Origin of the sequence: Phaeobacter sp. JH20_02 (assembly GCF_048056915.1) — a bacterium.
In the GTDB taxonomy this organism is placed as follows: domain Bacteria; phylum Pseudomonadota; class Alphaproteobacteria; order Rhodobacterales; family Rhodobacteraceae; genus Phaeobacter; species Phaeobacter bryozoorum.
This window is the reverse complement of record NZ_JAYMVP010000010.1, coordinates 85,363-109,914: the sequence shown is the minus strand read 5'-3', so window position 1 is coordinate 109,914 and position 24,552 is coordinate 85,363. Positions and strand designations below refer to the sequence as shown.

The 24,552-nt window shown below is 59.7% G+C and carries 22 protein-coding genes; 3 read left to right on the top strand and 19 right to left on the bottom strand.

The window, feature by feature from the left end:
- The first annotated feature begins 51 nt into the window (after positions 1-51).
- Both VWY34_RS03350 and VWY34_RS03345 read left to right on the top strand, forming a co-directional pair.
- Entirely contained in the window at positions 52-1,230 is a 1,179-nt protein-coding gene (locus VWY34_RS03350) for a metallophosphoesterase family protein (RefSeq protein ID WP_096873515.1), read from the top strand.
- On the top strand, positions 1,227-4,631 hold the full coding sequence (locus VWY34_RS03345; RefSeq protein WP_024099312.1) for an AAA family ATPase: 3,405 nt from the start codon (positions 1,227-1,229) through the stop codon (positions 4,629-4,631). The genes VWY34_RS03350 and VWY34_RS03345 overlap by 4 nt, the downstream gene beginning before the upstream one ends.
- A gap of 159 nt (positions 4,632-4,790) precedes the next feature.
- Here VWY34_RS03345 and VWY34_RS03340 read toward each other — a convergent pair whose 3' ends face one another.
- The 15 genes from VWY34_RS03340 to VWY34_RS03270 all read right to left on the bottom strand — a co-directional run bounded on the left by VWY34_RS03340 (position 4,791) and on the right by VWY34_RS03270 (position 18,033).
- Positions 4,791-5,327: a hypothetical protein gene (locus VWY34_RS03340; protein WP_024099311.1), complete on the bottom strand. Its 537-nt coding sequence runs from the start codon at positions 5,325-5,327 to the stop codon at positions 4,791-4,793.
- A 156-nt stretch (positions 5,328-5,483) separates the two neighbouring features.
- Entirely contained in the window at positions 5,484-6,212 is a 729-nt protein-coding gene (locus VWY34_RS03335) for a DUF736 family protein (protein ID WP_024099310.1), read from the bottom strand.
- 124 nt (positions 6,213-6,336) lie between these two features.
- Positions 6,337-6,642, bottom strand: coding sequence for a hypothetical protein (locus VWY34_RS03330; protein WP_024099309.1), 306 nt, complete (start codon positions 6,640-6,642; stop codon positions 6,337-6,339).
- 18 nt (positions 6,643-6,660) lie between these two features.
- Positions 6,661-10,929 carry a strawberry notch family protein gene (locus VWY34_RS03325; RefSeq protein WP_096873514.1) on the bottom strand — a complete coding sequence of 1,423 codons (4,269 nt, stop codon included), beginning with the start codon at positions 10,927-10,929 and terminating at the stop codon, positions 6,661-6,663.
- Positions 10,930-11,031: 102 nt separating this feature from the next.
- On the bottom strand, positions 11,032-11,184 hold the full coding sequence (locus tag VWY34_RS03320) for a hypothetical protein (RefSeq protein WP_024099307.1): 153 nt from the start codon (positions 11,182-11,184) through the stop codon (positions 11,032-11,034).
- A complete protein-coding gene (locus tag VWY34_RS03315) occupies positions 11,174-11,338 on the bottom strand; it encodes a hypothetical protein (protein WP_009819683.1) in 165 nt (54 codons plus the stop codon). The genes VWY34_RS03320 and VWY34_RS03315 overlap by 11 nt, the downstream gene beginning before the upstream one ends.
- A gap of 94 nt (positions 11,339-11,432) precedes the next feature.
- A complete protein-coding gene (locus tag VWY34_RS03310; protein ID WP_024099306.1) occupies positions 11,433-11,951 on the bottom strand; it encodes a type II toxin-antitoxin system YhaV family toxin in 519 nt (172 codons plus the stop codon).
- Positions 11,948-12,274, bottom strand: coding sequence for a type II toxin-antitoxin system PrlF family antitoxin (locus VWY34_RS03305; protein ID WP_005668772.1), 327 nt, complete (start codon positions 12,272-12,274; stop codon positions 11,948-11,950). Before VWY34_RS03305 ends, VWY34_RS03310 begins: the two co-directional genes overlap by 4 nt.
- A 124-nt stretch (positions 12,275-12,398) precedes the next feature.
- Positions 12,399-13,052, bottom strand: a complete 654-nt coding sequence (locus VWY34_RS03300; RefSeq protein ID WP_024099305.1) for a DUF6927 domain-containing protein — start codon at positions 13,050-13,052, stop codon at positions 12,399-12,401.
- Positions 13,052-13,645, bottom strand: a complete 594-nt coding sequence (locus tag VWY34_RS03295) for a hypothetical protein (RefSeq protein ID WP_024099304.1) — start codon at positions 13,643-13,645, stop codon at positions 13,052-13,054. Before VWY34_RS03295 ends, VWY34_RS03300 begins: the two co-directional genes overlap by 1 nt.
- Positions 13,646-13,717: 72 nt before the next feature.
- Entirely contained in the window at positions 13,718-15,700 is a 1,983-nt protein-coding gene (locus tag VWY34_RS03290; protein ID WP_024099303.1) for a ParB/RepB/Spo0J family partition protein, read from the bottom strand.
- Between the two features lie 156 nt (positions 15,701-15,856).
- Positions 15,857-16,246 (bottom strand): DUF3768 domain-containing protein, encoded by a 390-nt coding sequence (locus tag VWY34_RS03285; protein ID WP_024099302.1) that lies wholly within the window; start codon positions 16,244-16,246, stop codon positions 15,857-15,859.
- Between the two features lie 86 nt (positions 16,247-16,332).
- A complete protein-coding gene (locus VWY34_RS03280) occupies positions 16,333-16,542 on the bottom strand; it encodes a DUF6330 family protein (protein ID WP_040182663.1) in 210 nt (69 codons plus the stop codon).
- 23 nt (positions 16,543-16,565) lie between these two features.
- A complete protein-coding gene (locus VWY34_RS03275; RefSeq protein WP_096705139.1) occupies positions 16,566-17,507 on the bottom strand; it encodes an ArdC family protein in 942 nt (313 codons plus the stop codon).
- Between the two features lie 40 nt (positions 17,508-17,547).
- On the bottom strand, positions 17,548-18,033 hold the full coding sequence (locus VWY34_RS03270) for a hypothetical protein (RefSeq protein WP_040104442.1): 486 nt from the start codon (positions 18,031-18,033) through the stop codon (positions 17,548-17,550).
- A 277-nt stretch (positions 18,034-18,310) separates the two neighbouring features.
- On the opposite strand from VWY34_RS03270, the gene VWY34_RS03265 reads away from it, so the two are divergent.
- On the top strand, positions 18,311-19,513 hold the full coding sequence (locus VWY34_RS03265) for a Fic family protein (protein WP_024099297.1): 1,203 nt from the start codon (positions 18,311-18,313) through the stop codon (positions 19,511-19,513).
- A gap of 212 nt (positions 19,514-19,725) precedes the next feature.
- Here the strand turns inward: VWY34_RS03265 and repC are convergent, their stop codons facing one another.
- From repC to VWY34_RS03245, 4 genes are all read right to left on the bottom strand, one after another.
- Positions 19,726-20,781, bottom strand: coding sequence for a plasmid replication protein RepC (gene repC, locus VWY34_RS03260; RefSeq protein ID WP_024099296.1), 1,056 nt, complete (start codon positions 20,779-20,781; stop codon positions 19,726-19,728).
- 238 nt (positions 20,782-21,019) lie between these two features.
- A complete protein-coding gene (gene repB, locus VWY34_RS03255) occupies positions 21,020-21,988 on the bottom strand; it encodes a plasmid partitioning protein RepB (RefSeq protein WP_024099295.1) in 969 nt (322 codons plus the stop codon).
- A complete protein-coding gene (repA, locus tag VWY34_RS03250; RefSeq protein WP_024099294.1) occupies positions 21,988-23,187 on the bottom strand; it encodes a plasmid partitioning protein RepA in 1,200 nt (399 codons plus the stop codon). Before repA ends, repB begins: the two co-directional genes overlap by 1 nt.
- A gap of 341 nt (positions 23,188-23,528) precedes the next feature.
- Positions 23,529-24,437: a recombinase family protein gene (locus tag VWY34_RS03245; protein ID WP_416548786.1), complete on the bottom strand. Its 909-nt coding sequence runs from the start codon at positions 24,435-24,437 to the stop codon at positions 23,529-23,531.
- Between the last annotated feature and the right edge of the window lie 115 nt (positions 24,438-24,552).

The following is a 24,552-nucleotide window of genomic DNA, read 5'->3' as shown; positions in this document are numbered from 1 at the left end:
TATGCAGATTCATTTTTTCACATCGATCGTTTTCAGGAAGATTTAAAATCTATGCGTGTCCTCGTTTCAGCCGACATTCATCTCGGGTCGCCGATTCGCTCGACCGCGATGCGCAATCCGGATCTGGGTGACCATCTGAAACAGGCAAGTCGGGACACGTTCATTCGCATTGTTGATCTGGCAATCTCGGAAAGTGTCGATGCACTGGTTCTCGCTGGCGACATCTTTGATAATGACCAACCAGACCTGAAGTCCCGGGCATTTCTGATCTCGCAATTGGCACGCGCCGCTGACGCGGGTGTTCCCACAGTACTGATCCGTGGCAACCACGATGCCCTTCTCGATCACCGAGCCCACGGTAACCTGGGTCCGAATATTCATTTGCTGCACAAGAACGAGCCCAGCGTGGAAATCGGTGGCGTGTGGTTCCACGGACTGTCTTTCGACACGGCGCATGTCTCAAAAAGCTTCCTGCCCGACTACCCGGCGCCGGTGGCTGGCCGGAAAAACGTCGGACTGATGCATACGTCGCTGGATGGCTCGCCAGGTCACGATCCCTATGCTCCCTGCTCCGAGCAGGATCTGCTGGCACATGGCTATGACCTTTGGTGCCTCGGCCACATCCATGCCCCCTTTGAGCGCACATCAGGCCCAGTTCTCGCTGTCATGCCGGGCATTCCGCAACCACGCCACTTCGGAGAACTTACCGGCGGTACGGTCGCGATTGTCGAGCTTGATGATGACACTCCGAATATCGAACGGCATCGGGTTGGACATCTGAGATTCACCGAATGCGCTTTGGATCTCAGTAAATCTTCAGATGTTCAGGAAGTTTTGAGCGCGCTTCGGTGTGCACTCCAAGGGGTGCAGCATCCAGAACACCGCATAGCGGTGCGTCTGCAGGTGGCCACAGGCCACCATACTGCTGAGACACTGACGGCCCTTGCGAACGAATTGTTCGATGACATCGAGCGCGTGTTTATCGACAAAATCAAAGTGGTTGCCCCCAAACAACTGATCGACGCAAAGGCGGATGACCTAGTGCGCCTGATGCGGGCCGAGCTCACCGAACCGGGCTTCCAGCTGGCCACCAAAGAGATCCTCGAAGAACTCAGAAACGCAATGCCCCGTGAAATTGCCGACGAATTATCTGAAGACGCCTTGGATGACCTTTTGGAGGAGGCCGTTACTGAAGTTACGCTGTCTCTGCACTCAGGAGCCGCGGAATGAGACTGAACCGGCTTGATCTCATTCGCTATGGCCGTTTTGACGGCGCCGAGATCGTGCTCCCGGCACCAGCCGAGGGCAAACCTGATGTCACCGTAATCTATGGACCGAATGAATCGGGAAAATCCACGGCCTTTAACGGGTTTCTGGAACTTCTCTTTGGTATGAAAGCAGGAACCCACCCGTACGCTTTCAGGTTTGAACGCAATGACCTTTTGGTCGGAGCGGAGCTGGGTATCCCCGGACGCGGGGTGACAGTTTTGCGCCGAAATGGCAAACGCACCCAGTCCCTGCTTGATCATCAGGACCGCCCGGTCGACGAAGCCATTCTTTCAAGTGCGCTCCATGGCCTTTCCATGGAGGGTTATGTCGAAAGGTTCTCACTCAACGACGAAGGACTCCGCAAAGGCGGTGAACGGATTGCCGAGGCAAAAGGCGACCTGGGCCAGCTTCTGCATGCGGGTGTATCAGGCCTGACCAGTATGGCGACGACACTGGAAGACATGACAGCCCGCGCCGAAAAGTTTCACAAGAAGAGCGGCCGAGGTACGGCGCTCAAAACCGGCAAAGACCACTTGAAAGAGATCCATCAGGCACTTCGAACGGAACGTCTCACGCCGGATCGGGAACGCACTCTTCGGAAAGACAGAGAGACCGCGCAAAAGGCTTTCGAACAGGCGGACACCGACCTCACGCGTGCCCGAAAACGGCAGGCAGCAGGAGCGGCGGCGCAGACCTGGTATGACAAATCGGAGGAAATTCGGAAAATCGACGAATTTTCTGCCGATTTTCCGGAAGGTCCGAATTTGAAGAAGGGCACGGATGGGCAAGTCGCCACACTCGTGACAACCCTATCGGAGAAAGCAGAAAGTATCGCAGGCGCCGATGACAGAATTGCGCGCCATGAAGCGGTCATTTCAGAAAATGAGGCTGACCCGGCTGCCGGACATCTCGAAGCGGAACTCACAGAGCTGGATCAAATCAGAATCGATGGGGCGTCCCTCACCTCCCGAGCGGACACGGCCAGATCGGATCTGGAAAAGCGCGCAGGTGAGCGCGATGACGCGGGCCGCCAGATAAAACAGATTCTGACAGCGTTGGCGGTAAGTGACGAGCCTGTAGAGGCCTTGGTCCTGACGACCGAAGAACTGGAGACACTCGCGGATGCGGTACAGGCCTGTCAAACCAGCGAGGGCGAGCTGCGAGCGGCTTCAAACGTGTTGAAGACCGCACGCGATCAGCTGGGGGATACTCCAACCGAACCAAAGGACTTGTCTCACCTGCAGATCGCGTTTGACGCATGGCAGAAAGTTTCGGACGTGTCAGGTCTTGAACATAACCTCGCATCGGAACTCGCCCGGCTAGCCAAAGCAGTTTCGGGTCTACCTGCTTCTTGGCAGACACTTATCGAGAACGGCCTGCCTGCACGTGAAAGTCTCGATGAAATCCTCAGGGAATGGAACACCCTGAATGCCAACATCGTTTCCGCCACAGAAGATTTGGAAGGTCGCGAAGCGGACTACAAGGCCGCGCGCGCAAAACGCGAAGCCGACGAAAGCGCGCCGGATTCGATTGACGCTGCAGCGACGGAAGAAACCCGTCGTCAGCGTGACACAGCCTGGCAATCCCATCGTGGCAGTCTCTCCGACAAAACCGCGGAGCGTTTTGAGGAGGCCATGCATGCAGATGATGGCGCCCGAACGAGCTATCTGATGGGCACGGAGGCGCGCAAACAGCTTGCAAACTCGCGCGCACAGGAAAGCACCGCAAAAGCCGCACGTGACACGGCAAAAGACAAACTCGAAGCACTCACCGGAAAACACGAAGCTTTGACCAAGCGGGGCGGCTCACTCGCGACTGCCCTGGGCTTTCCCGTCGATACGGGGCCGGCTGCGTTTGCTGCTAGACTTACCAGCCTGACGGCGGCGGCTGAGATCGCAACTGAGGTCACTATTGCGGAGAATGCCTTTGAGGACCGCGCCAAGCGCCGCAAGGCAGCCTTTGACGAACTGCTGGCAGCAGCCCGCCTAGTCGCCCTTGAAGGTGAAGATAGTGACCTCCCTGAGCGGGTTGGCAAGGCTCTCACACTTCAGGAAAGTGTCCGTAAGACATGGGAGAACTGGCGTCGCGGGGAACGTAGCATTGCCGACTACCAGAAAGCTGTATCCCAAGCCGAGACAGATCATAAGGCAGCCTTGAACCGACTGGAAACGCTGACCTCGGCGCGACCTCTTCCTGATCGCTCGGCCACGGGCGTGAAAGCAGCGCTGCCGCACCTGCGCACGCTGCAACAGGTTCACAGTAATCACAGAAGCCTGGCGGGACGTGTTGAAGCCCTGGAACGCGCCGTTGCCACCCTGGCAAGGAGTGCCGCACGATTGGCGGAGATCCTGGAGGAGCCTTACAATCCGAAAGACGATCCACTTCCCATCATCAACCGCGCTCGTGCGCGTGTAACCAAAACCGCTGAGGCGGATCGTGTGAGAAAACGAGAAGAAGACCTTCTCGACAAGGAGGTCAAAGGCCGAAAGCGTGCGATAGTTGCCCGGGACGAAGCGCAAACCCAGCTGGAAAACTTGTTTGAAGGACAAGGTGGTGAGGATCTTTCGCCGACGGAGCGCGTGGGGATTCTAGCTGAACGCGACGAGTTGCGCGAAGACCGGGCCAATGCGGACACGAGCCGCAATAAGGCGCGCGACGGCGTGGATCGTACGCTCTTTGACGAAGAGCTGACGCGATTGCCCGATGTAACGCGAGAAGCGGAACTGCAGCAAAAACTTGACGATGCGCAAACGGCACGGGATGCCGCTTTGAAGGAAATGAATGAAAAAGAACGCCTTTACGAGGAAGCTTTTCATGCCGCTGACAACAGCGATCTGATCACCGAACAGGCCACGATCCTCGAAGAGTTACGAAACGGTGCAAGGCATGCGGCTGTCGCAAGGCTCGGGATATTGGCTGCGCGGGGTGCCTTAAAGCGCCTGGCTGCCGAACGAAGCAGCGCAATGCTGAAAGACGTGGAAGAAGCTTTTGTCACCATGACATCTAAGGAATGGGAAAAAGTCGTTGTCTGGAGTGAATCCGAGGGCGAAAAGCTGGTCGGCATCAAACCCGGCGGCGGCCCCGTGAAGGTCGAAAACATGTCCACTGGAACCATGGGCCAATTATATTTTGCCCTGCGCCTGGCCGGTTACCGCAGCTTCGCGCGTGATCCGGGCCCCCTGCCCATGGTTCTCGACGATATTATGGAAACCTTCGACGATACCCGTGCATCTGCCGCATTGAATCTCTGTGCCGAGATCGGACGGAGCGGTCAGGCAATCATTTTCACGCACCATGCGCACCTGTTGGAGCTTGCACGCAAGAACATTCCAGGAGTTTCCGTCGTGGAGATGCCGCATTAGCATCCCGCTGTTCACTCTTTCACCTGAAGTTTGATGACTATGGAACAGCTCTTCAAAAAATATGGACCGCTTTCGCGCGCTACCGGCGATACGCCTAAGGGACCGGTGGCCAAGGCGGCAAATCCGATCACAGCCTGAGCCAGGGGAGCGGCCTCGATTTTACAGGGTGTTCCCAGGCCGCAGCGGCATGATTTCACGCTCGGGGCGCTTCAGGGCTTCGGCGTATTTGCGGGCGTTGTCGTCAATCGTGCCGTGCCAAAGCTTCGAGACGAACGCGCGGGCGTCTTGGACTTTCATGTCTTTCAGCGAAGAGGACAGCGCCATGAAAAGCTCATCCTCGCTGATCGCAGCGGCGCTGTGCATGGCGCCAGCGTAAAATGACGGGTCGTTGAGAACCTGCTCGCTCAGCGGCATCCGCGCGAGGTTCTCTTCCGGGATCGCCATGAAAATCGTGTCCTGCAGGTCGGTCAGATACGCACGCCGCGATGTGGACACCGGCTTTCTCGCCGCCTTGTCCTCCAGATGTGCCTGCCTTGTCCTGTCGAGATTTGCCCTTGCATGGGTCATGATGACTTCACGCTTTCGGGCGGGTAGCGCGAATCCGGTGCAGCGCTCGATATGGGCGAGGAGATCTGCAACCTCTGCCTCAACATCAAAGTTGTCAAACCATGGAACCGTCCCTGATCTAGCCGCCACGTGCCCGCCCTCGATGTATCGATAATATATTATTGTATCACATTTGCACCTGATCGCAAGCGGGGGACGTCCTTCACGCAAACGGACATGGAAAAAGGGGAACCGTGATCCCACGGCTCCCCTTTCGGTTCAGATCGTCTCCCCCCCGCGCGCCGATTAGGCGACCAAGGAGAGCCCCGCGCCCGCGTCCTGCGGCTGCTCACCGCTGTCGATGAACGGGATGATCGAGAAGGTCTTTCCGCCGCGCTGTTCTTCGTTCTGCACGGCGTTGACGCGCAAGTCGCCATCAGGCGTGTTGATCAGCAGCGACAGGTAGTCATTGCCCGTGCGGCTGCTTTTGGCCATCCACGCCGAGCCGACGCGGATCGGTTTACCCCGGGGCGAGCTGACCTCGATGCGGTAATCGGGGTGGGTCTCCTCGGATTTGTAGCTGTTCTCGATCAGCATAAACTCCAGATCGAACATCATGTTGGCGATGTAGCCCGTGAAGGCGTTGTCAGCGTCCATGGCGGTGAGCTCGCCCGAGATCGAGCCGGATTTCATCAGGCCGTTCGAGACCAGCGGGATGATCTCGAATTCGCCGCTCTGGGCCGCGCGCGCCTCTTTCGTCTGCACCGCGTTGACCCGGAACGGGCCGAGGCCGACATCGATCTGCATCGAGATGTAGGGGTTGCCGCTGGTATTGCCGGTCTCGTTCCAGGCCGTGCCGATACGCACCTTGCGGCCTGATTTGTTGACTGCCGTCACGTCGTAATCCGGGCTGCGAGCGGACATCTTGGCCCGTGCCTCGATCTGGATGGCGATGTCAAAGCGCGTCGAATGGATCATGCCGGTGTACTCGGCGGCTGCGGTCTCGACATTGCGGGTGAGGGTTCCTGCGAACATGGGATGGTTCCTTTTGGATTGGCCGGTGCCTGACGTTTTTGCCAACGCAACCGGGATTGCTTTCTCGACCCCTTGAGGGATCACAAACCAGAAAGCTCGCTTTCCTTTCTTCCCAACCTTCAGTTCAGCGCTGACGCCTGAAAGACTGTGCCACCTTCCCGCCGGGTACGACGCCCCTCCCCTGTTCGTCTGGCCTCGGATGGCTGTCCTGGGTATTCTCGTCGACCTCCTCCGATCCCGCGATGAAGAACTCTGCTTCCTCCCCGTTCAACCGCTGCCCGCTCCGGTCGGTCAGCCCGATGGTGCTGCCGTTCGGCTCAAACGTGATCAGGTATTGGCCGAGGCTGTCCTTGTGAACAACGTAGCCGGTATTGGCCCAGTGCACGGTCTGGCCTGCATCGATGGCGGTTTTGATCTCTCCGAGTGTCATGATCTTTCCCCCCATTGCCTATTCTGCTGCCACTGAAGCGGCATCTGGTGCATGCCCCAAGATCCGAGTCAGAATGCGGCCCGTGTCGATCCCGTCCCCATGCGGCAGAAACACCCGCAACTGAAAGGCGATGATCTCCGTGAAGCAGCCGAGCGCCTTGAGGCCTTCGATCATGCCCTTGTCCGCACCGCCCAGCTCAAGGCGCATCTCGCCTGCGACCCGGCGACGGGTCAGGGTGAGACCCCGGCCCAGATCGACAGGCGCGGTGGTGCCGAGGGCGGCGGTCAGCATCTCCTGTGGCGTTTGCGGGTTGGAGACGAGGAAGCTGGCGCGCAGCGCGGCCGCCCCTTCCTCGCTCAGCGTGCGCCCGATCATGGCGGTCGCCCCGTCCGGCGTGACGCGGTAGATGCGTTCATTCGTGGTCGGGATGTCCTTCCAGATCGGCAACAGCAGCCCGGTCAGCAGGTAGAGCTTGGTTGTGGTGGTTTTTGGCAAGGACGCTGCCTCGGCATCCCAAAGCCGTGCAAACTCGGGCCTGTCGATCTCTTCCCAAGCCGAGGACTCGAAGCGCGTCTCTTCGAGGTAGCTGGAGCCATTGGGCCGCACCGCCTTGCGCATGAGCGTGACGATATCCTCGTCATACATCTGCATGGGGCGCGCCGAGATGAGCGCCGCGCGACCGGAGGCGCGATTGACCATCGGTAACTTGTCGGGATTGCGCGACATGGCCTCTTCGGCGTCCAGCACATACACTGGGTCGGTGACCTCCAGCCCGATAATCCGCGTCACGGCGCCGGATTTCGGGCAGGTCCAGAGATCCTCGGTGGAGACCTGTTCTATCTTGTCGCCGCGTAGGGTTTCCACGCCGAGATCGAGCGTGCCCGCCGCGCGCGCCCGTTCCGTCTGATCGGCAATCCGGCGCATGAACTCGGCAAAGAGTGCGTTCTGCATGTGGATGGGAAGGGCAAGCACCCGGTTGAGAAACCGCTGGATCGGGGGAAGCTCCTCAAGGAGCACCCCGTCCTTGTCGATCAGCCGCAGGGCGGTCCAGTCGGTGAAGCTCTCGTAGCTCATCGCCTCGGCCCGCCCGGCGGCAAGATCGGCGAAATACCCACGTAGTGCGGCCCGCGCGATCGGGCTTTCGAGATTGTCCTCCTCCCGGAACATGCCTTGCGAGCCGGTCTCGCGCTGACCCTTCGTCAGGGCCCCCAGCTGGTCGAGGCGTTTGGCTATAGTCGAGGTGAAACGCTTTTCGCCATGCACATCCGAGGTGCAGACCCGGAAGAAGGGCGCGCTGACTTGGGCAGAGCGATGCGTGCGGCCGAGCCCCTGGATGGCCGCATCGGCGCGCCAGCCGGGCTCCAGCAGGTAGTGCCGCCGCCGTTTCTGGTTCTTCGCCGTTTGCGCCGCATGATACGACCGGCCCGTACCGCCCGCATCGGAGAAGATAAGGATATCCTTATCACCGTCCATGAAGGCTTGGGTTTCGGATGAATTGCTGCTGGCGGCGCGCTTTTCGATGAAGAGATGACCATCCTCGGCCTTGAGGGGCCGGATGGACCGCCCCGTGACTTCTGCCACGGCCTCGTCGCCAAAGGCCCAGAGGATCTGATCCAGCGCCGAGGGGATCGGCGCCAGCGTCATCAACTCCATCATGGCCGCGTCACGCAGAGCGAGCGCCTCGCGCGAGACGACCAGCGCGCCAGTTTCATCCCGAAGCGGCTCAGCCACCATGTTGCCGTCGATCTCCACGAGCTTTTGGGCATGGATCGGAAAAGTCTGTTCGAGGTAGGCGAGAACATAGTCGCGTGGCGTCAAGGCACCCTCGACGAGTTCATCCTCCGGGTCCATCGTCTCAAGCCGACGCTTCAACAGGCTCTCACCCGTCGAGACCACCTGGATGACGCAAGCCTTGCCTGCCGCCAGATCGTCCGCGATGGCGTGGATGATGGTCGGGGCCTTCATGCCCATCAGCAGATGATTGAAGAAACGCTGCTTTGTGCTCTCGAAGCGGGACTTGGCCGAGGCGCGTGCTGCCGAGGCATTGGTCTCGCCCGAGGCACCGTTGACGCCAGTCGCGGTCAGCGCGGCCTCGAGATTGTGGTGGATCGTCCGAAAAGAAGCCGCGTATGCGTCGTAGATCTCGATCTGGGCCGAAGTGAGCGCGTGTTCGAGCACGTCATACTCCACGCCGTCGAAGCTGAGGGCGCGCGCCGTGTAGAGGCCGAGCGTCTTGAGATCGCGCGCGACCACCTCCATGGCGGCGACACCGCCGGCTTCCATCGCCGAGACGAAACTCTCGCGGCTCGGAAAGGGGTATTCGGGGCCCTGCCCCCAGAGCCCCAGCCGCGCGGCATAGGCCAGGTTGTGCACACTCGTGGCACCCGTGGCCGAGATGTAGAAGACGCGAGCGCGGGGTGCTGCCAGTTGCAGCCGCAGGCCCGCAAGGCCCTGCTGGGAGGGTTTGACCCCCCTGCCCTGCTCAGACCCGGCCGCGTTCTGCATGGCATGGGCCTCATCGAAGGCAAGAACGCCGTCAAAGTCTGCGCCCATCCAGTCGAGGATCTGGCTCAGTCGCGTGGTGCCGCATTTGCCCGCAGACCGCAGCGTGGCGTAGGTGACGAAGAGGATGCCACAGGTCACGGTGATCGGCTGGTCCGGTTTCCATTTGGAGAGCGGCTGGATGTCGGCGGGCGAGCCGCCGAGATCGGTCCAGTCGCGGATCGCGTCCTCGATAAGCGTGGCGGATTTGGAGACCCAGATCGCCTTCCTGCGCCCGGAAAGCCAGTTCAAAAGGATCAGCCCCGCGCATTCGCGTCCCTTACCGCAACCGGTGCCGTCGCCGTCGCCGAGGAAATAGCCGAGGCGATAGGCCCATGCGTCCGGGTCATCATCAGCACGCGTCAGCTTGGTTTGGTCGTCATCGATCATAAACCGCCCCGGCAGATCACGCCCATGGGCATCATGTGCCATGATGATGGTTTCCAGCTGCGCCTCGGAGACGTGACCCTCCTCGATCAGCTTCGCGGGCAGGCGCAATTCCGCACTGGCCGCGCCTGAGGGCACCGGCGGCGCGACAGAGGCCATGGCGATGCTCTCGACGAGCGGCGTGGGATGTTCCTGCGCACCCGCGATCTCGATCCGCTGCGGCCGGTAGCGCGCATAGATGTCAGAGATGGGCGTGTTGTCGCGCGGGGTCTGAAGGCTTGTGAAGCTGAGCGGACGGACGGTATTGGGCCGTGGTTTGGAGGCGGCGACAGGCGAAGCGGCGGTCTTGCGCGGGGCAGATGATCGAACGGTCGGTCGCGCTTGAGGGATCGCTTCAGCCCGCTGGGCGGGGCGCATCTCGATCCGGGTTGCGGCCACGGCATCGACATATGCCAAGGCTTCCTCCAGATCCTGAACCGCGGCGCGGATGAGTTCGCCATCGTCCTGCACCTTGTCGAAGACCATCAGCTGGGTTTCGACAGAGGTGCCGAGCTTGCGGTAGACCTGCCCCGGCATCGTCAGCGCCAAGCGCGGCGTCAGAAGACCGCAGGCCCGCGACCAATGCGCGGCATCGCGTTCGGGCGTGAATCCTGGCGGCATGATCGCCACCAGCCGCCCGCCGGGTGCCAGACGCTTCGCAGACGCGATGAGATGCTTGGCGGCGATGTGTTTGTCCCGGGAACGATCGACCGAGGAGGCGAAGGGCGGGTTCATCACCACGACGTCGGGTAGAACCGGCGTTTGCAGCAGATCATCGATATGCTCGCCGTCATGGCCCGTCACCTCGCCGCCGAAAACCGCGCGCAGGAGGCGCTGGCGAAAGGGGTCGATCTCGTTGAGCAAAAGCGTGGCACCGGCCCGGGCGGCAAAAGCGGCCAGTGCACCGGTGCCCGCCGAGGGCTCCAGAACGGTCTCGCCCTTGCGGATCGCCGCGGCCCGCACCGCCGTGGTCGCGAATGCCAGCGGCGTGGAAAACTGCTGCAGACGGATCTGCTGCTCTGACCGGCGGGTTTCCGTAAGGAGACGTGAGGCGAGGAGTTTTGCGTTGGCGATGTCTGCTGTGGCACCGGCCCCACGCAGAAGCACCTGGATGGCCGCTGCCTGCATCATGTCATAGGCCATGCGCCAGTCCCAGGCGCCACCGGCATCGCTGCCATGAAACGTCTCGCGCATGATACGCGCGAGCGCTGAACTGCGCAGGGGCTGGTCATCGACCTCCGTGCCGATTTGCGCGAGGGCAGAGGCGAGATCGGCTTCGGAGATTGCGAGAGCCGGGTTGGCCGTTCTGGGTTTGGACATGGGGATTTTCCTTTGGATCAGGGTCTGAGTTCCAAAGGACAAAAAGCCCGCTTTCGCTTTTCAGGGTGACGTAGTCAGACCGCGCTGACCTCCAAGGCTTGGTCAGGACTTGGGTTCGACCTGCCGCTTCGCATCAATCAATGCCTGTGCGGCCTGCATCACCTGAACCTGAGATGTTCCCGAGCGTGCATCCTCCAGCGTGGCCTGCACCTGCGCGCAAAACCACGTGTCATAAGAATTCGCTTCAGCGGCCACGGAAATGCTCCTCGAGCCCGATATCCAGCAGCTTGCCGAGGTCATCGGGCATGTCTGCAACGCGCACAGCAATTGGGAAACGGTGCCCCGTCAGGTCAGGCGCGCATTGCTCCTCTAGACCGAGGTGCTGCCTATCCTTTTCCGTCTCATTCATTGTGCTTTCTCCGACCGCATTATCAGCCGATGCTACATCTTCGAGCGTGGCGTCGTAAATGATGTTGCCAAAGGGTCATAGCAAGCTGGCCCACTTACCGATCGGGCACCGCTTCAAGGGATTTCTCGAACCGCTTGCCTGCCGCTGCAGCTTCTTTCAAGAGCGCGTCGAAATTGTCAGGTGGGTTGCCATCTTCCAGCATCCCTTTGAACGTCGCATAGGCATCCGTCTTGCTGCCATAGGCGCGCAGGGTCTTGTCGTCGTTCACCCATGCCACCACGATGACCTTCGCATCGCTGTTGAACCGGTAGAACAACCGATACTGCTGGAAGAATTTCGCCCGGAACCAGTGCTTGCGGTGATCGCCTAGTGTGCCGCCTTGCCGGAAAGCGGCGGCACCCGGATCTGCAGGTATGGCCTCGGTGACCAGCTTGAAGATGGCGGCCAGCCGTTTCGTTGGGTTTTTCTTGTGCCAGGTCTTGGGATCGCGAGCCTTACGCGCCTCTACCTCCTCGACCAGCCCTTCGAGCTGGTCCAGAAAGAGTGGGTGCGCATAAATCGACCATCCATTCACGACAAGGGGCGCTTGGGCGGGCACGCTATCGCCGCTCATTCATCCTCGAGCGATAGCGGCGCATCGAGATCGACATCAACGTCTCCGACCAGTGCTGCAAGACGGTCATGCAAAGCCCCATCGAAAGCCCGAATGCGGTCCGGATGCGCCTTGATATCGGCCTCGACAAAATCGAGAAAGGCTCCGAGCACGGGATCTTCCTCGTCGCTGCGCACGGGCTCGATATAGACCCTGCCACTCGGCTCGGTGCAGTAACGAATCTGGTCGCCCTTGCCCAGCTTGAGCTGTTTGCGCACACCCGCCGGCACGGTCGTCTGATACCGATCCGTGAGTTTCGAGACATCTTGTGCGAGGGCTGTCATGGCAGTCTCCTGAAGAAAAGGGGCTTTGCTGCCCGCGATAGGTAATGCATTTGCATTGCCTTGTCAAGACAAGCCGCAGCATCTGCTGTCGCCGGGCAGGTCGATGAACCGTCCGGCGCAGGACCTAATTTCGCCCCGCCAGGAACTCCGCCAGCACCGGGCTAGCCGCACCTTTCGTGGAGCTGAGCAGCTCCGAGCCCGCAAGCGAGGCCTTCGACAGGCGTACGAGCCCACCAGTTTCCTCGATGCGGTAGCAGCGGCGCTTTTGCCGCCCGCGCCTGTAGTGGGTCGCGGTGACAATCTGGCAGGTACTGCCATCGGTGAGCGTCACAGGGGTGGCGAGCTTGATCTTGTCGCCTTCCTCGTAGTCCGGGATCGCAGCCCAGTCCTGGCAGCGCTGGCGCCAGGCATGAGCATAGCTGTCTGGGTCTTTCAGCTCGGACAGCAGGGCCAATAGGCTCAGTGGCGCGCGGGATTCGACCGGTCCCGCGCTTTCCTCCATGTCCTTGTAGCCCCAGCAGCCGTCATCATATCGGGTAAGGAATACGGCGGCGAAAGTGATGGAGCCATCCGCATCGGTGACATAGGTCGTGTCTTCGACAGGGGTGCCGTCGATATTTGTGACCTTTGCCGCCGCGTACCAAGTCGAACCCACCTTGCAGGCTTTGACCAGTTCCGTCTTGCGCCTTTCGCCCTCGAAGGTGCACAGCCGAGCAATCTCCGCTTTCTCATCCGCGTAGGTCTGGACGCGGCCGTCGGTGTAGAAGAGCCAACCCATCACGCCGCCCTCCGGTCATCGATTTCCATCAGCGCATCGAGCGGCACGCGGTAGGGCTGCATGGCGTCAAAATCCTCGCAATTGCCGCAGTTCTGTACGATCGCGAAGGTGTCGCAGGCATCCTTGAGGATGACCCGGAAGGTGCCGCCGAGGCCTGACGGCACCTCGTAGGTCCCGCCGATGAGATAATCCGAGGCCCGGCGCACGAAGACGCGGATGCTGTGGCCATCGGTGGCGAGCCGGATCGCCCCCCGCCCCCGGTCGATGAGCACCTGCACGTCATCCAGGATGTCGGTATAGAACTGGCCGGTCAGATCGCGAAACGCCATGCGGCGCTGCGCCATCCAGTCGGTGTCCCGAAACGGGTTCATGCCGTCGGCGAAAGCGAAGGAGGGATCGGCCTGTTCGGTGGTGACGATACGGGTGGTCGTGCCATCGATGCCGTTTGAGCGCAGATGCACACCATTGCCGACGATGAGGATCAGGGCGGGCCTGTCCACGGGCCCGTTCCAGTTGGGCAAGAAGGTTTTGCAGGCGCGCGCATGGGCGATCTGTTCCGCAACAGCGGACGCAGAGAACTTGAGAATAGCCATGAGGATGTCTTTCGGTTGGGTGTGGGAGGGTCGACCCGCGCGGGGAATGCCTCGCGCGAGTCGCGTGAGGACTCAGGCCGCTTGCGCGACCTCGCTGTCAGGCTCGGGGGTTTCCGCAGCGGGCTCCGCCTCATCACAGGCGACACCGGCGGTCTGCATCATGGGCGGGCACCAGGTGGCCACGGCAGCGCGCTGCGCGTCCGTGAGTGTGGCGAAAGGCTCGGCGAAGAGCTTGTCGCAGAAGGCGACGATCTCTTTCTTGCTCGACGAGGCGAGCGTCACCGCCTCTTGGGCGAGACCCAGATCCTCGCCGAGAATCTTCAGGAGCCAGGCCTTCTTGAAGCGGTTGAAGAGCGCCGCATTCGGCGTCCAATATGCGCGAATGTCGGGCATGATCTCGATCTCGAACGCATGCATCAGGCTGTCGCGCCGAGGATCCCGCGCGAAGCAGGACTGCGTGGTGCTGGCGGTGGCATAGGCCACGAGCTTGGCCTTCTCGCCTGCCTCCAGCGCGCGAAACGCCGCGAACTGATCGGCGGGCGCGCGGGTGTCATCGAGCCAGGAGAGATCAAGCGCATCATGCGCCGCCGCCACCTGCTCGAGCGAGGTCTCGTCGATCTCGTCCATCTTGGCATGGCTGCGGTATTCCTTGCGGGCATCGATCTTGATCGCCTGCGTGACACTCATTCCGCTGGCCAGAACGTCACTGACCAGCTTGAAGAGCGTCAGATCGAGCGTGGCTTCCGGATGCAGCGCCATCGCGGCGCCAAGGGCCATGGCCCGCTCGGTCTTGAGGTCCTCAGCCAGCGAGGCTGGATAGGTGATTTCGCCGGCGTCCGGTGCCTCCTCCCCCGTCGGGTTGACCGACGAGCCGCGCGCGCCTTCCACTTTCACGGTGTCCTCGGGGCGGACGAGGCCAACATGGAGCGTGACCTGCCCACCCTGCCACGACGCGATCACCCCGGACCGCGCGAGGTCCTCGGCGCTGTAGGCCTCCTGCAGATCGCGCACTTCTTCTTCCAAGGCGTCCACGCGCTCGTAAAGGGCATTGTAGGCACCGTCCTCGAGCCCCTCATCCTCCATCTCGAGCTGCAGCTTCTCGAGTTCTGCGGTGATCTCATCGATGCGCTTCTGGGCCGCTTCATCCGGCTCAATCGGGCCGGGATAGACGCGGCCATAGTCCGCCATGGTCGCGTAATCATAGCGGACCATCGCATCGGCCCAGGCAAAGCCCAGCCTCATACGGGCCTCTTCGGCGGCGGCACCGAGCTTCTCGAGCAGGATGGTCTCGACCAGTGCTGCATCCTCAAGCACGGAATGCTCTTCCAGAAGGTCAGCCGCGACAGCACCGCCCCGCGCCTCGTAGTCCGCGCGCACAAAGGCCCCAATATCATCGCTGACCTGCACGCCGCGGGATTTGAGGGCCTGACGGACGGTGTAGGCCTGCAGATAGCCGCCGTCTTTCGTGAGCGCCTCGAAGACCTCGCGCTGCGCCTCCTGGCTCGGGTGCTCGGCGAAGGCCTTCATCGTGTCGAGCGTGATCACCTTGCCCCGGGCTGCGGCGCGGATGTCGGGGTGGATAAGGCCATAACGCAACCGGCCTTTCACGGCCGCCACCGTGGCGCCGAAGGTCTTTGCGATCGTCTCGGGCGTCTGGCTGTCGACCTCCATCATCCGGGCGAAAGCCTCGAACTCGTCGATGGCATTCATCGGTGCCTGGGTGATGTTCTCGGCGAGCGACAGCGCCGTGGTGACGTCGCAGTCGTCTGGGACAAGGCGACAGTCGACCTTGGTTTTCGCCATGAACCCCTTGGTGGCCTTGTCGGCGACCAGCTCCTTCAGCGCAGCATGGCGTCGGCCACCGGCGAGGACAGCATATTTGCCGTCAAGCTTCTGGACCAAGAGCGGCTGGAGCAGGCCCAGCACAGCGATGCTGGCCTTCAGATGCGCGATGTTCTCGGGGTCATAGGTTTCCGGCGCGTTGCTGCGCACATTGGCGGGATGCGGGATCAGATCGCCGATGGCGACGGTAAGGGGAGCAAAGCTTGTGGTCATGGGATATCCTTCCAGGAGGGTGAGGTGTGGCCCGCGCGCTCACGCGCGTGACCAATCCCCGGCTTCAGGGATCACCAAGACAAAAGGCCCACTTTCCCTTTGAGGGGTCAGTGGGCCTTGAGTTTTCAGATCGACACTTTGGGAAGCCCTCCTACCCTACCAGTCACGCGCCAGCATGATGGTCAGCACGCGCATGGTTGTGGCAGGATTGTCCGGGGTCTCGGCCCCGTAGCGGAAATCCGAATCTGCCTCATAGAGATCGATTTTCCAGAACACGGTCTCGCCCCGGATCTCGACCGCGCCAAAATCGTGCCATCCCTCGGGATCATTCTCAGGCTCGAATGTATCGAACGCACCGGTGGCCTTCACCGCCTCGGCCATGAAGCCGTCACCGGCCTCCATAAGCGAGCGGGTGACATGCATTCGGCCCTGGGTGGGCTGCGCGGGCGCCACTCCAAGGCACGCGAGCTTGCGAAACGCGTCGTTTTGCGCCGCGATCACGGTCGGATCCGGACGGTCTGGCTGGGATTGAACGGTCATGGACATGGGATCTCCTTTGAGAAGTTGAAACACCCTTCCCAAAGCCCGCTTTCACTTTTCTGCTTGGCGGAAGGACCGAAGCAGAAGGCGCCTTACCCGAACAGCCCTCTGGCTCTGTAGTTCGGGTTGGGGATGGTTTCGATCCAGCCGCCCTGTTCCTTGATGCTCTCGAGTGCCGCCGAGAGCGGGTAAGCGCCCTCGGACGGGCTCCACCAATAGGCACCGCGTTTGAAGGTGATGATCTTGCGGCGGCCGTCTTCGAAGCAGGCCACCCGCAGCGTCTTGGGTTCCTTGCGTGACATGCGAGTCTCCGTTCTCCGTGTGGTCAGGCGGCCTCGGCACTGCGCCCTGCCCTACCCGCCTCAGATTGTGCGATCAGATAGTCACAGGCGCGCTGCGCATCCGCGGCGTGCTTGAAGATCGCACCCTTGTCCGACCGAAGAACGCGCAACCAGTTGTGGAGGTAGGCGGCATTCATCTCGAGCGTATGCGCCGTGAAGCCGAGCGTCTGACCCAGGAACACCGAGGTCAATTCCGCGACGATCTCCTCGCGCGCATAGGACGTGTTGCCAAACTTCGAGAACCCGAAATCACGGTTCAGCCGATGCGGGGCTTTCGTGGCATGGGCCAGCTCATGGGCCCAGACCCCGTAGAAATTGCGCGGGTCCTGGAACCGCGTGATGGACGGCATGTAGACCTTGTCCACGGGCGGCAAATAGTACGCCTCCGTGCCCGTGAAGACGGTTGTGATGTCGATCGCATCAAAGAAGGTCTGCATGTGCGGGATGGGCTCGGACGGCGCATGCTCGGGCACGGGCTCCGGGTCGGGGAAGAAACTGTCGGGCAGGCCATCGATTTGGCAGGCATTGAACACGCGGTAGGATTTCTGGAAGCGGAAGATGCGGGCTTCCTCGGAGTGATCATCCCCGTCGCTGCGGTCATGCTCATCTGCGCCCGCATCTTTCCGGCTTTGACCGTAATAAACGACGACAGAGGATTTTTCGCCCTTGCGGACCTTTGCGTCCAAGGCATTGGCTTGCGGCAGCGTCATCCAGAAAGGTGAGCTGTGGCCCGCCATCACGGTCCGCATCGTCAGCAGGAAGTTGTTCACTCCCTGGTAGGGTTCTCCGCCCACGCGCAGGGGACGAGAGCTGCCACCTGCGGTCCATGGCTTGCGCCACGGCAGGACGCCGCGCTCGATGATGCGGATGATTTCGTTTGTGATGACCTCGGAGGCATCGAATTTGGGCGTGCGGGATCGGGCCATGGCTGGCCTCCTTTCGAGTTTTGGTGAGAGTAAGTGGTGATCAGGCTGACTGATGGGACCGCGGATCGTTGAGGATCCTCGCGCCGAGCCCTTCGACCATGTCGATGTAGGTGGTCAGCGAGACGGACTTGCCGGAACCCGAAGGTTCAGGGTCAACCGATCCGTCCCGCGCCACGCACGGCAAGTTCGCGAAGGCGATGACGTCACTGATGGGTCGGATATCGATGAACGGGGTTCCTCGTGCGACCGCAAGAGTGGCCAAGGGAAAGCGCTCGATCAGCGCGAAGGTCGAAACGGTGGTCCAGCCGAGATGGATGAATGTCCCGCCCTCTCCGCAGATCACATGCGCGTTTGGTAATGACGCGGCCTGCTTCAGATAGCCGAGATCACGCAGGACGGTCTGGCGTTCGAGCCGCTGTGCCAGCAACGTCTGGCCAGTTCGGCGCAACTCTCTATGCCGCCACCACGAGGCAGCGGTTGCGCGGAGCACGCGCAAGACACCTGTTTGCATGGGAATGCCCTTCATCAGGAAAGACAGACCGGAATCCGGCCCGGACCCATCTGAGGGACCCCAAAGGTCCTCATCCGTCAGTCACAAAACCCGAAGAACACTTTCTCTTTTTTCGGCCCCTTTGGGCACACAACAAAACCGAAAAGCCCGGCACATCTGCCGAAGCCATTGATTTCATGCAGCAATTCTAGATCGGCAACCAAGATCGGCAACGCATATCGGCAAAACCTTGCTTAAAAGTACAAAATGTGTTTATTTTTCAATTACTTTGCAAACATGGAAGATCGGCAAAATGCTGGAAACACCCGCCAGGATCGAACCCTGCTTCTTCGAGGAGCATATTCCGACAGAACTGGCAGACCTTTCGGTCGACATCCAGAGGGAAGCCACCGGGCTGGGACAAGGGTTGCATCCTGACAGCGCAGCCGAACTTGCCGATCTCGTCCGTGTGATGAACTGCTACTACTCCAACCTGATCGAAGGACACAACACGCGCCCCCGCGACATCGAAAGGGCGCTGGCTGGCGCCGAGCTTGAGGAAGAAACCCGTCCCCTCGCCCTTGAGGCCCGGGCGCACGTCATCGTTCAACGGGCCATCGACGAGATGCATCGCAAGGGCACCCTGCCCCGCCCCACATCCGTCGAATTCCTGACTTGGGTCCATAAGAGCTTCTACGACGAGATGCCGGATGAGTTTCGGGTCATCGAACATCCCGACGGCACACAAGAGCCCATCGTTCCGGGACGCATGCGCCAGGATGATGATCGGGAAGTTGCGGTCGGGCGCCACCTACCTCCTTCATCGTCGCGCGTCGCGGCATTCATGGACCATTTCGACAAACGATTTCAGATTGCGGCGCGGTCTTCGAGCGGACGGATCATCGCGATCGCCTCTGCGCATCACCGGCTCAACTACATCCACCCTTTCCCGGATGGTAACGGCCGTGTCAGCAGACTGATGTCTCATGCCATGGCCCTCACAGCGGGGATTGGTGGCCAAGGGCTCTGGTCCGTATCACGTGGGCTGGCCCGCGGGCTAACCGATCGGGGCGAGTACAAACGGATGATGGATCTGGCCGACAGTCCACGCCGCGGAGACCGCGACGGACGGGGGAACCTGTCAGAAGCGGCACTGAAGACGTTTAGTGAATGGTTCCTAAAGGTGACGCTCGACCAGATCACCTTCTCAGCAAGATTGTTCGATCTCGGCGGACTAGACCAACGGTATCGTCGTCTTGTTGCAGATACCATCGATGACAAGCGAGCGCCGGAACTAATCTCGGCGGTTCTTCGGCATGGGGCACTGGAACGAGGCGATGCGCAGATTGTGCTCAAGACGTCCGAGCGTACTGCTCGCAACACGCTGAGTAAACTGACCGCCGCCGGATACCTGAGGTCCGCCTCGCCGAAGACGCCGGTTCGGTTGGCGTTTCCGTTGGATTATCGAGAGCGGCTCTTTCCAAACCTCTTTGGAGACGGTGACCTCCCACAATAACTTTAGGCATTTAGGGTGTAATGCCTGGCCGCCGATTTCTTCCATGGGCGGCCAGATTTTCATCAAGGCTTGCTCATGTGTCACTTGTCCACCGCGGTGGACATCTGCTGGTCTGAGATAAACTGAAGAACCACCACGCGCCGCTATGTGCGTTTGGACAGTTTTGGTTGCCACAAGCGCCGATTCTCGTTCGAAGTCCACCGCGGTGGACATTAGACAGTTCGCTCATTGTTTTCGGACAGTCGCTTGATCAAAGCTAATGGATCAAATTGGTTTTGCCTTTGACCCAGGGTGATACTGTGAAAATACGCTGCAAAATCCCTGATGCGTTTTCCAAGCTGTAGCATGATGAAGATCGCGCATGACGCTTTCTGAGCTCCTACAGCATTCTTGGCTTTCTCGAAAGTCTCTGGGTGAATGCCCATCATGGGTGCAAGTGTTCGAGCATGGTTTTCAATGTCCAACCAGTTTCTAAGTCTCTCTGTGGAGAACGATGTCGCCTGATCGCAGACTGAGGTCAGCAAGTCTGGTTTCAGGGCCTCAAGGCCTATGTTGCTATCTAAATCTTTTTTTTCTTCTTCAGACTTAGATTGATGCCGGACAGTTTGTCCGTCATTGGCGGGCAATTCCATAGTTTCAGGCGGGTCATCCGGGGTAGACAAACTCTGGCATTCTGCATCTGTATTGGCGAGCAGAGCGTGGTATTCGGGGAGGCTCAGCTTCCTGCGTAGAGCTTTCCGTGCGTGGTTGATGAATGCGTTGCTAGGATCGTGCTCTTCCAAATGGGCGAGCTTTGTAAGGATCTGTTTGCGGACAAATATCCGATCTCGCCGGTTATTCTCCATCTCTTGCGCGATGGCTATAAGCTCGCTCGCACGTTGGAGCAGGGGGGTGAGAGACAATCCATAACTGATGCACTCCCCGCCGGATGAGCGAACGCGGTAGCGCTTTCGGTTCGAGCTGTCATTGCGCTTGATGAATCCGAGTTCAACGAAGCGGTTGATGTGCCTCCGGAGTGTCCGTTCGTCGATTCCGCCAACGCGCTGGCAAAGTGAATCGTTAGACGCAAAAACCGTTTCGCCATGGCCAGGTTTCAGAAAACTGAGCATTGCTTGAAGTGTCTGTATGTGGCCAGGACGTAGACCAAACACGCTGCGTGCATCTCTCAGGGCTCTGAAGATGGTCCAGACGTCGGTTTCAGATGGGGGAAATGAGCCGCGGGTTGCATCAGCACCTGCGGCTTCGATCGAGAGTTTTGTAAATGCCATGGCTTGTTCACGACGACCGTTCGGCCCACAACTTCCCCGTCTCTTTCCTCGAATTTTCGCGGAAAAAGGCAAAAAATATCAGTCCACCGAATCGGTGACTCTTGACCGGTATGCTGGAGGTTGCTACATCAAAGATGCTAATCAGATGATGAGGGCTCTCCAGGGGAAACTTTGGGGGGCTCTTTTCTTTCGGGTCTTCGCTTTTCTCCTCTGCTCGTGTTGCTCTGTGTGGCCTGGGTTAGGACCCAGAGCCTCTCTCATTCCGCCACTGTACGAAGAGTTGCAAAAGCGTAGCTTCCGCGTGCTCTTCGAGCCATTGGCCGAATTCTGGATTGTCCTTCTTGGTGACCTTGAGCGCGATCGCCTTCTCATCGATTGTCAGCGTGCCCAATGAACTGCCGTTCTCATCATTGATGACCGAAGTCAGCCCACGATTGGGCGGCTTCTTGTCGCTACGTGCTTTGCTCGAGCAAGCCGAATAGACCGCTTGGAACTTTTCGGAACTAGGAGTGTCGTCGGGCAGGGCGGCGAGCGCCTCTTTGGCGATGTCCACCAAATCTACCTTCACCGACAAGGCAGCTAGATCACCCCACTGCCGTCGTCCGATCCCATGTGCTGGCCCGATGAGTTGAACAAGACCGTCTGGCAGTTGTTCTATGACGACCCTGTGGTTGGATACGCCTTGCCGGGTCAGACCTAGAGCATCTTGAATGACACCGGGTTTGTACCCGGATTCTTGCATCTCTTTGATAAAAAGAGACTTTTCTATAAAAGACGGATCAAGCCTGAGGTTGTTCTCCTGGCCTTGAGCGATCAGAGATGCGTCATCGTCCAAGGTTCGAACAATTGCCTTGACCGTTCCACCGACCTTACGGATCGCCGCAAGCCTGCGGCGGCCGTAGATGATGCGGTATCTGTCCGGTTGGGCTGATGGACGGACCATGATGGGCACTTGTTGGCCATGCTTGCGAATGCTCTCGGCCAACTCATCGATACTGGAATCTTCCAGCACCAACCGATCGCGCAGCCCATCCATGTCAATCTGATCGGGTTCGATATCGCGAATCGAGTTTGCTGTGATCTCGCGCAAAGAGTCGCGCAATCCTCCAACAGATCCCGGCAGCTTTGCCGCTTTTGGCGGGGTAGGGGAGGGGGCTCCGCTCTCCGTCTCATTCCTTGGAGGCTGGTTGAAGATGTTTCGGGCCATCAGCGACGCCCCCATGCCATTTGGATCGTCTGCTCTAGCTCATCGCCAACGCCATTCACGCTGGTCAGGGCGCGATCAATTGTCTTTCTGATGAATTGGCTTGGATCGACTTCGTAGACGGTCTGCTGGGTCATCCCCGCGTCGGAGATCGCCGTAGACTTCAGCATTGGCTCTGTCATGACCTGACCTGCCAGAATTGATCTCAGGTAGCCTGCCATTTGGGTCTGCGGACCGTCCGACGGTTCATATCTGGTAATCAGGAACTTGACAAAATCCCATGTGACACGCCGACCGATGGCTTCCTCCACGGCCTTGACCGTTTCTGAAGCAAGCTTCAGGAATTGGCTCATGGATGCGATGTCAAGCATGCCAGGTACCACGGTAACCAAAAGCCCCGTCGACGCTGCCAGCGCAGTCAGGGTTAGAAACCCAAGCTGAGGCGGGCAGTCGATCAGGACGATGTCGTAGTTTGCCTCAACCTCTTCAAGCGCCAAGGCGAGGCGCTCTGCAAAGATGGGCTGTACGCGACGGGCGAGAGCGTTTGCGGTCTCGGTTTCGTACTCCGAGAGCATCAAACCGGCGGGCACCATGTCGAGCTTATGGAAGTAGGTCTTTTGGATGACGTTCGAGAGAGGAACTTGGTCCTCATATCTCAAAGCATCATAGATTGTGCCGCCATCGGCGAACTCAAGCTCGGGCCGAAAGCCGAAAAACGTGGTCAAACTTGCTTGCGGATCGAGGTCTAGGACCAGCACGCGGTAACCGCGCAAGGCATACCTTTGCGCAAGATGAATCGTTGTAGTAGTCTTTGATGAGCCGCCTTTGAAGTTGACGACGGATATCACCTGGAGACGATCGCCATCACGTCGACCTGGGCGGTAGCTTTCTGCGTTCTTTCCAGTGCGTCCAAGAACATCGCGCAACTCATCAATCTCTTGGGCTGTGTAGAACCGGTGTCCGCGGTTGTCTGTATGCACTTCCGGGAAGCTGCCGTCCTTGTGCCGGTTGCGCAGGTTAGATGTGCTTACGCGCAGGAGGCCGGCGACTTCGGTGGAACTGAAGCGACGTAGGGACTTTCGTTCTTCGGGTTCGAAAGCGATCTTCATCTGGCGATCCAAAGACTCAGCCAGATTGTTGGCAAATGCTCCGATATCGGAAGAGCCTATGCCTTGCGTGTATCCAATGTTACGATCATCCATGTCCTGCCGCCCACTCTCGGCCTCTGTTGAGGCTCTTAGTCATTCTGACGGTGTACAGCGTGTCTGACGCGTTTTGCCGTCAGAATGGGAATGCCACGATCCAGTGAGTCCGGCAAGAAGAATCTAAATGTAGTGTGAAAGTTATCCACAACACCTATAGGTGTTGTCGTGTAAAAAACTCAGCAAGTCATTGATATAGATATATTAAATGCAGATCTAACCAAATCGAGCCGCTACTCTGTTGAGTTGGCATATTAGCAGCTAACCCCAAGCAACTAATGGCACTTTCTGCCTCCTGCGGAGTTTTCTCCCGGTGAAATTTTTTGGATTCGGGTCAGAAGCTACATCTGATTTTGGCTCGATTCGTACGGCATGAGGCCAAGTCGTTCCGCCCGCTCCAACAGCATTTTCACCGAAGACGGCTGCCATCTTGTTCGGCCACGAGGCGTGCGTTCGCGCATCGCTTCCAGCCGGGTGCAGATCGCCTGAAGCGTGATGTCGGGGTCCGCGCCCTTGATGCCGGCGACGATGGCGGGCAGACGGTCGCCGGTTTCGCGGCGCCCGGCGCGGGCTAGCACCTCGGCCGGCAGGAAGCCGTCGCCGACATAGGCCTTCACAGCGCGCAAGAGACGGCTTTGGGTCCAGCGACGCGCCTCGGGCAAGGGGCCGTTGATGATGCGCACCACGTCTTCCCAGGCCAAGTCGGGTCGCAACCGGCGCACATGGGGCACCCAATCTTGTGCCGTCTCGTTCAGACGCTCCATGTAGCCGTCTTGTCGCGCCAGCCGTACTTTGCGAAGAGCAGCAGGGTCTTTGGCCCGCAGTCCAGGGTTCCCGCCGACCCGGCCCTTGGTACGGGCGCTCGCCAGCCCTGCTTTGGTACGTTCCCGGATCAGCGCCCGCTCGAACTCGGCCGCGGCGCCCAGAACCTGCAGCGTGAACTTGCCTTGCGGGGATCCGGTGTCGATCGGGTCCTGAATGGAACGAAAGAACGCCCCCTTGGCCTCCAACCGTTCGATCACCTCGAGAAGGTGCGACAGAGACCGTGCGAGCCGGTCGATCCGTACGACAACCAGCGTGTCGCCCTTGCTAATGCGCTCCAGCAAGCGGGCAAGCACCGGCCGGGCACGATTGCCGCCTGAGGCGTGCTCTTCGAAGATCTCGACGCATCCCGCAGTTTGCAGGGCCTCAGACTGGGGCAGGGGGGTCTGATCCTCTGTGGATACGCGCGCATAGCCTATCAGGGGCATGAAAATCGGCCGTTTGCAATTTCATATACCGTTACTAAACGACCGTTTGTAAACGAATGCAACCGCTCTCTCTGTGGTGCTGCTCATCAAAAACCCCTTGGATTCCATACGCTGA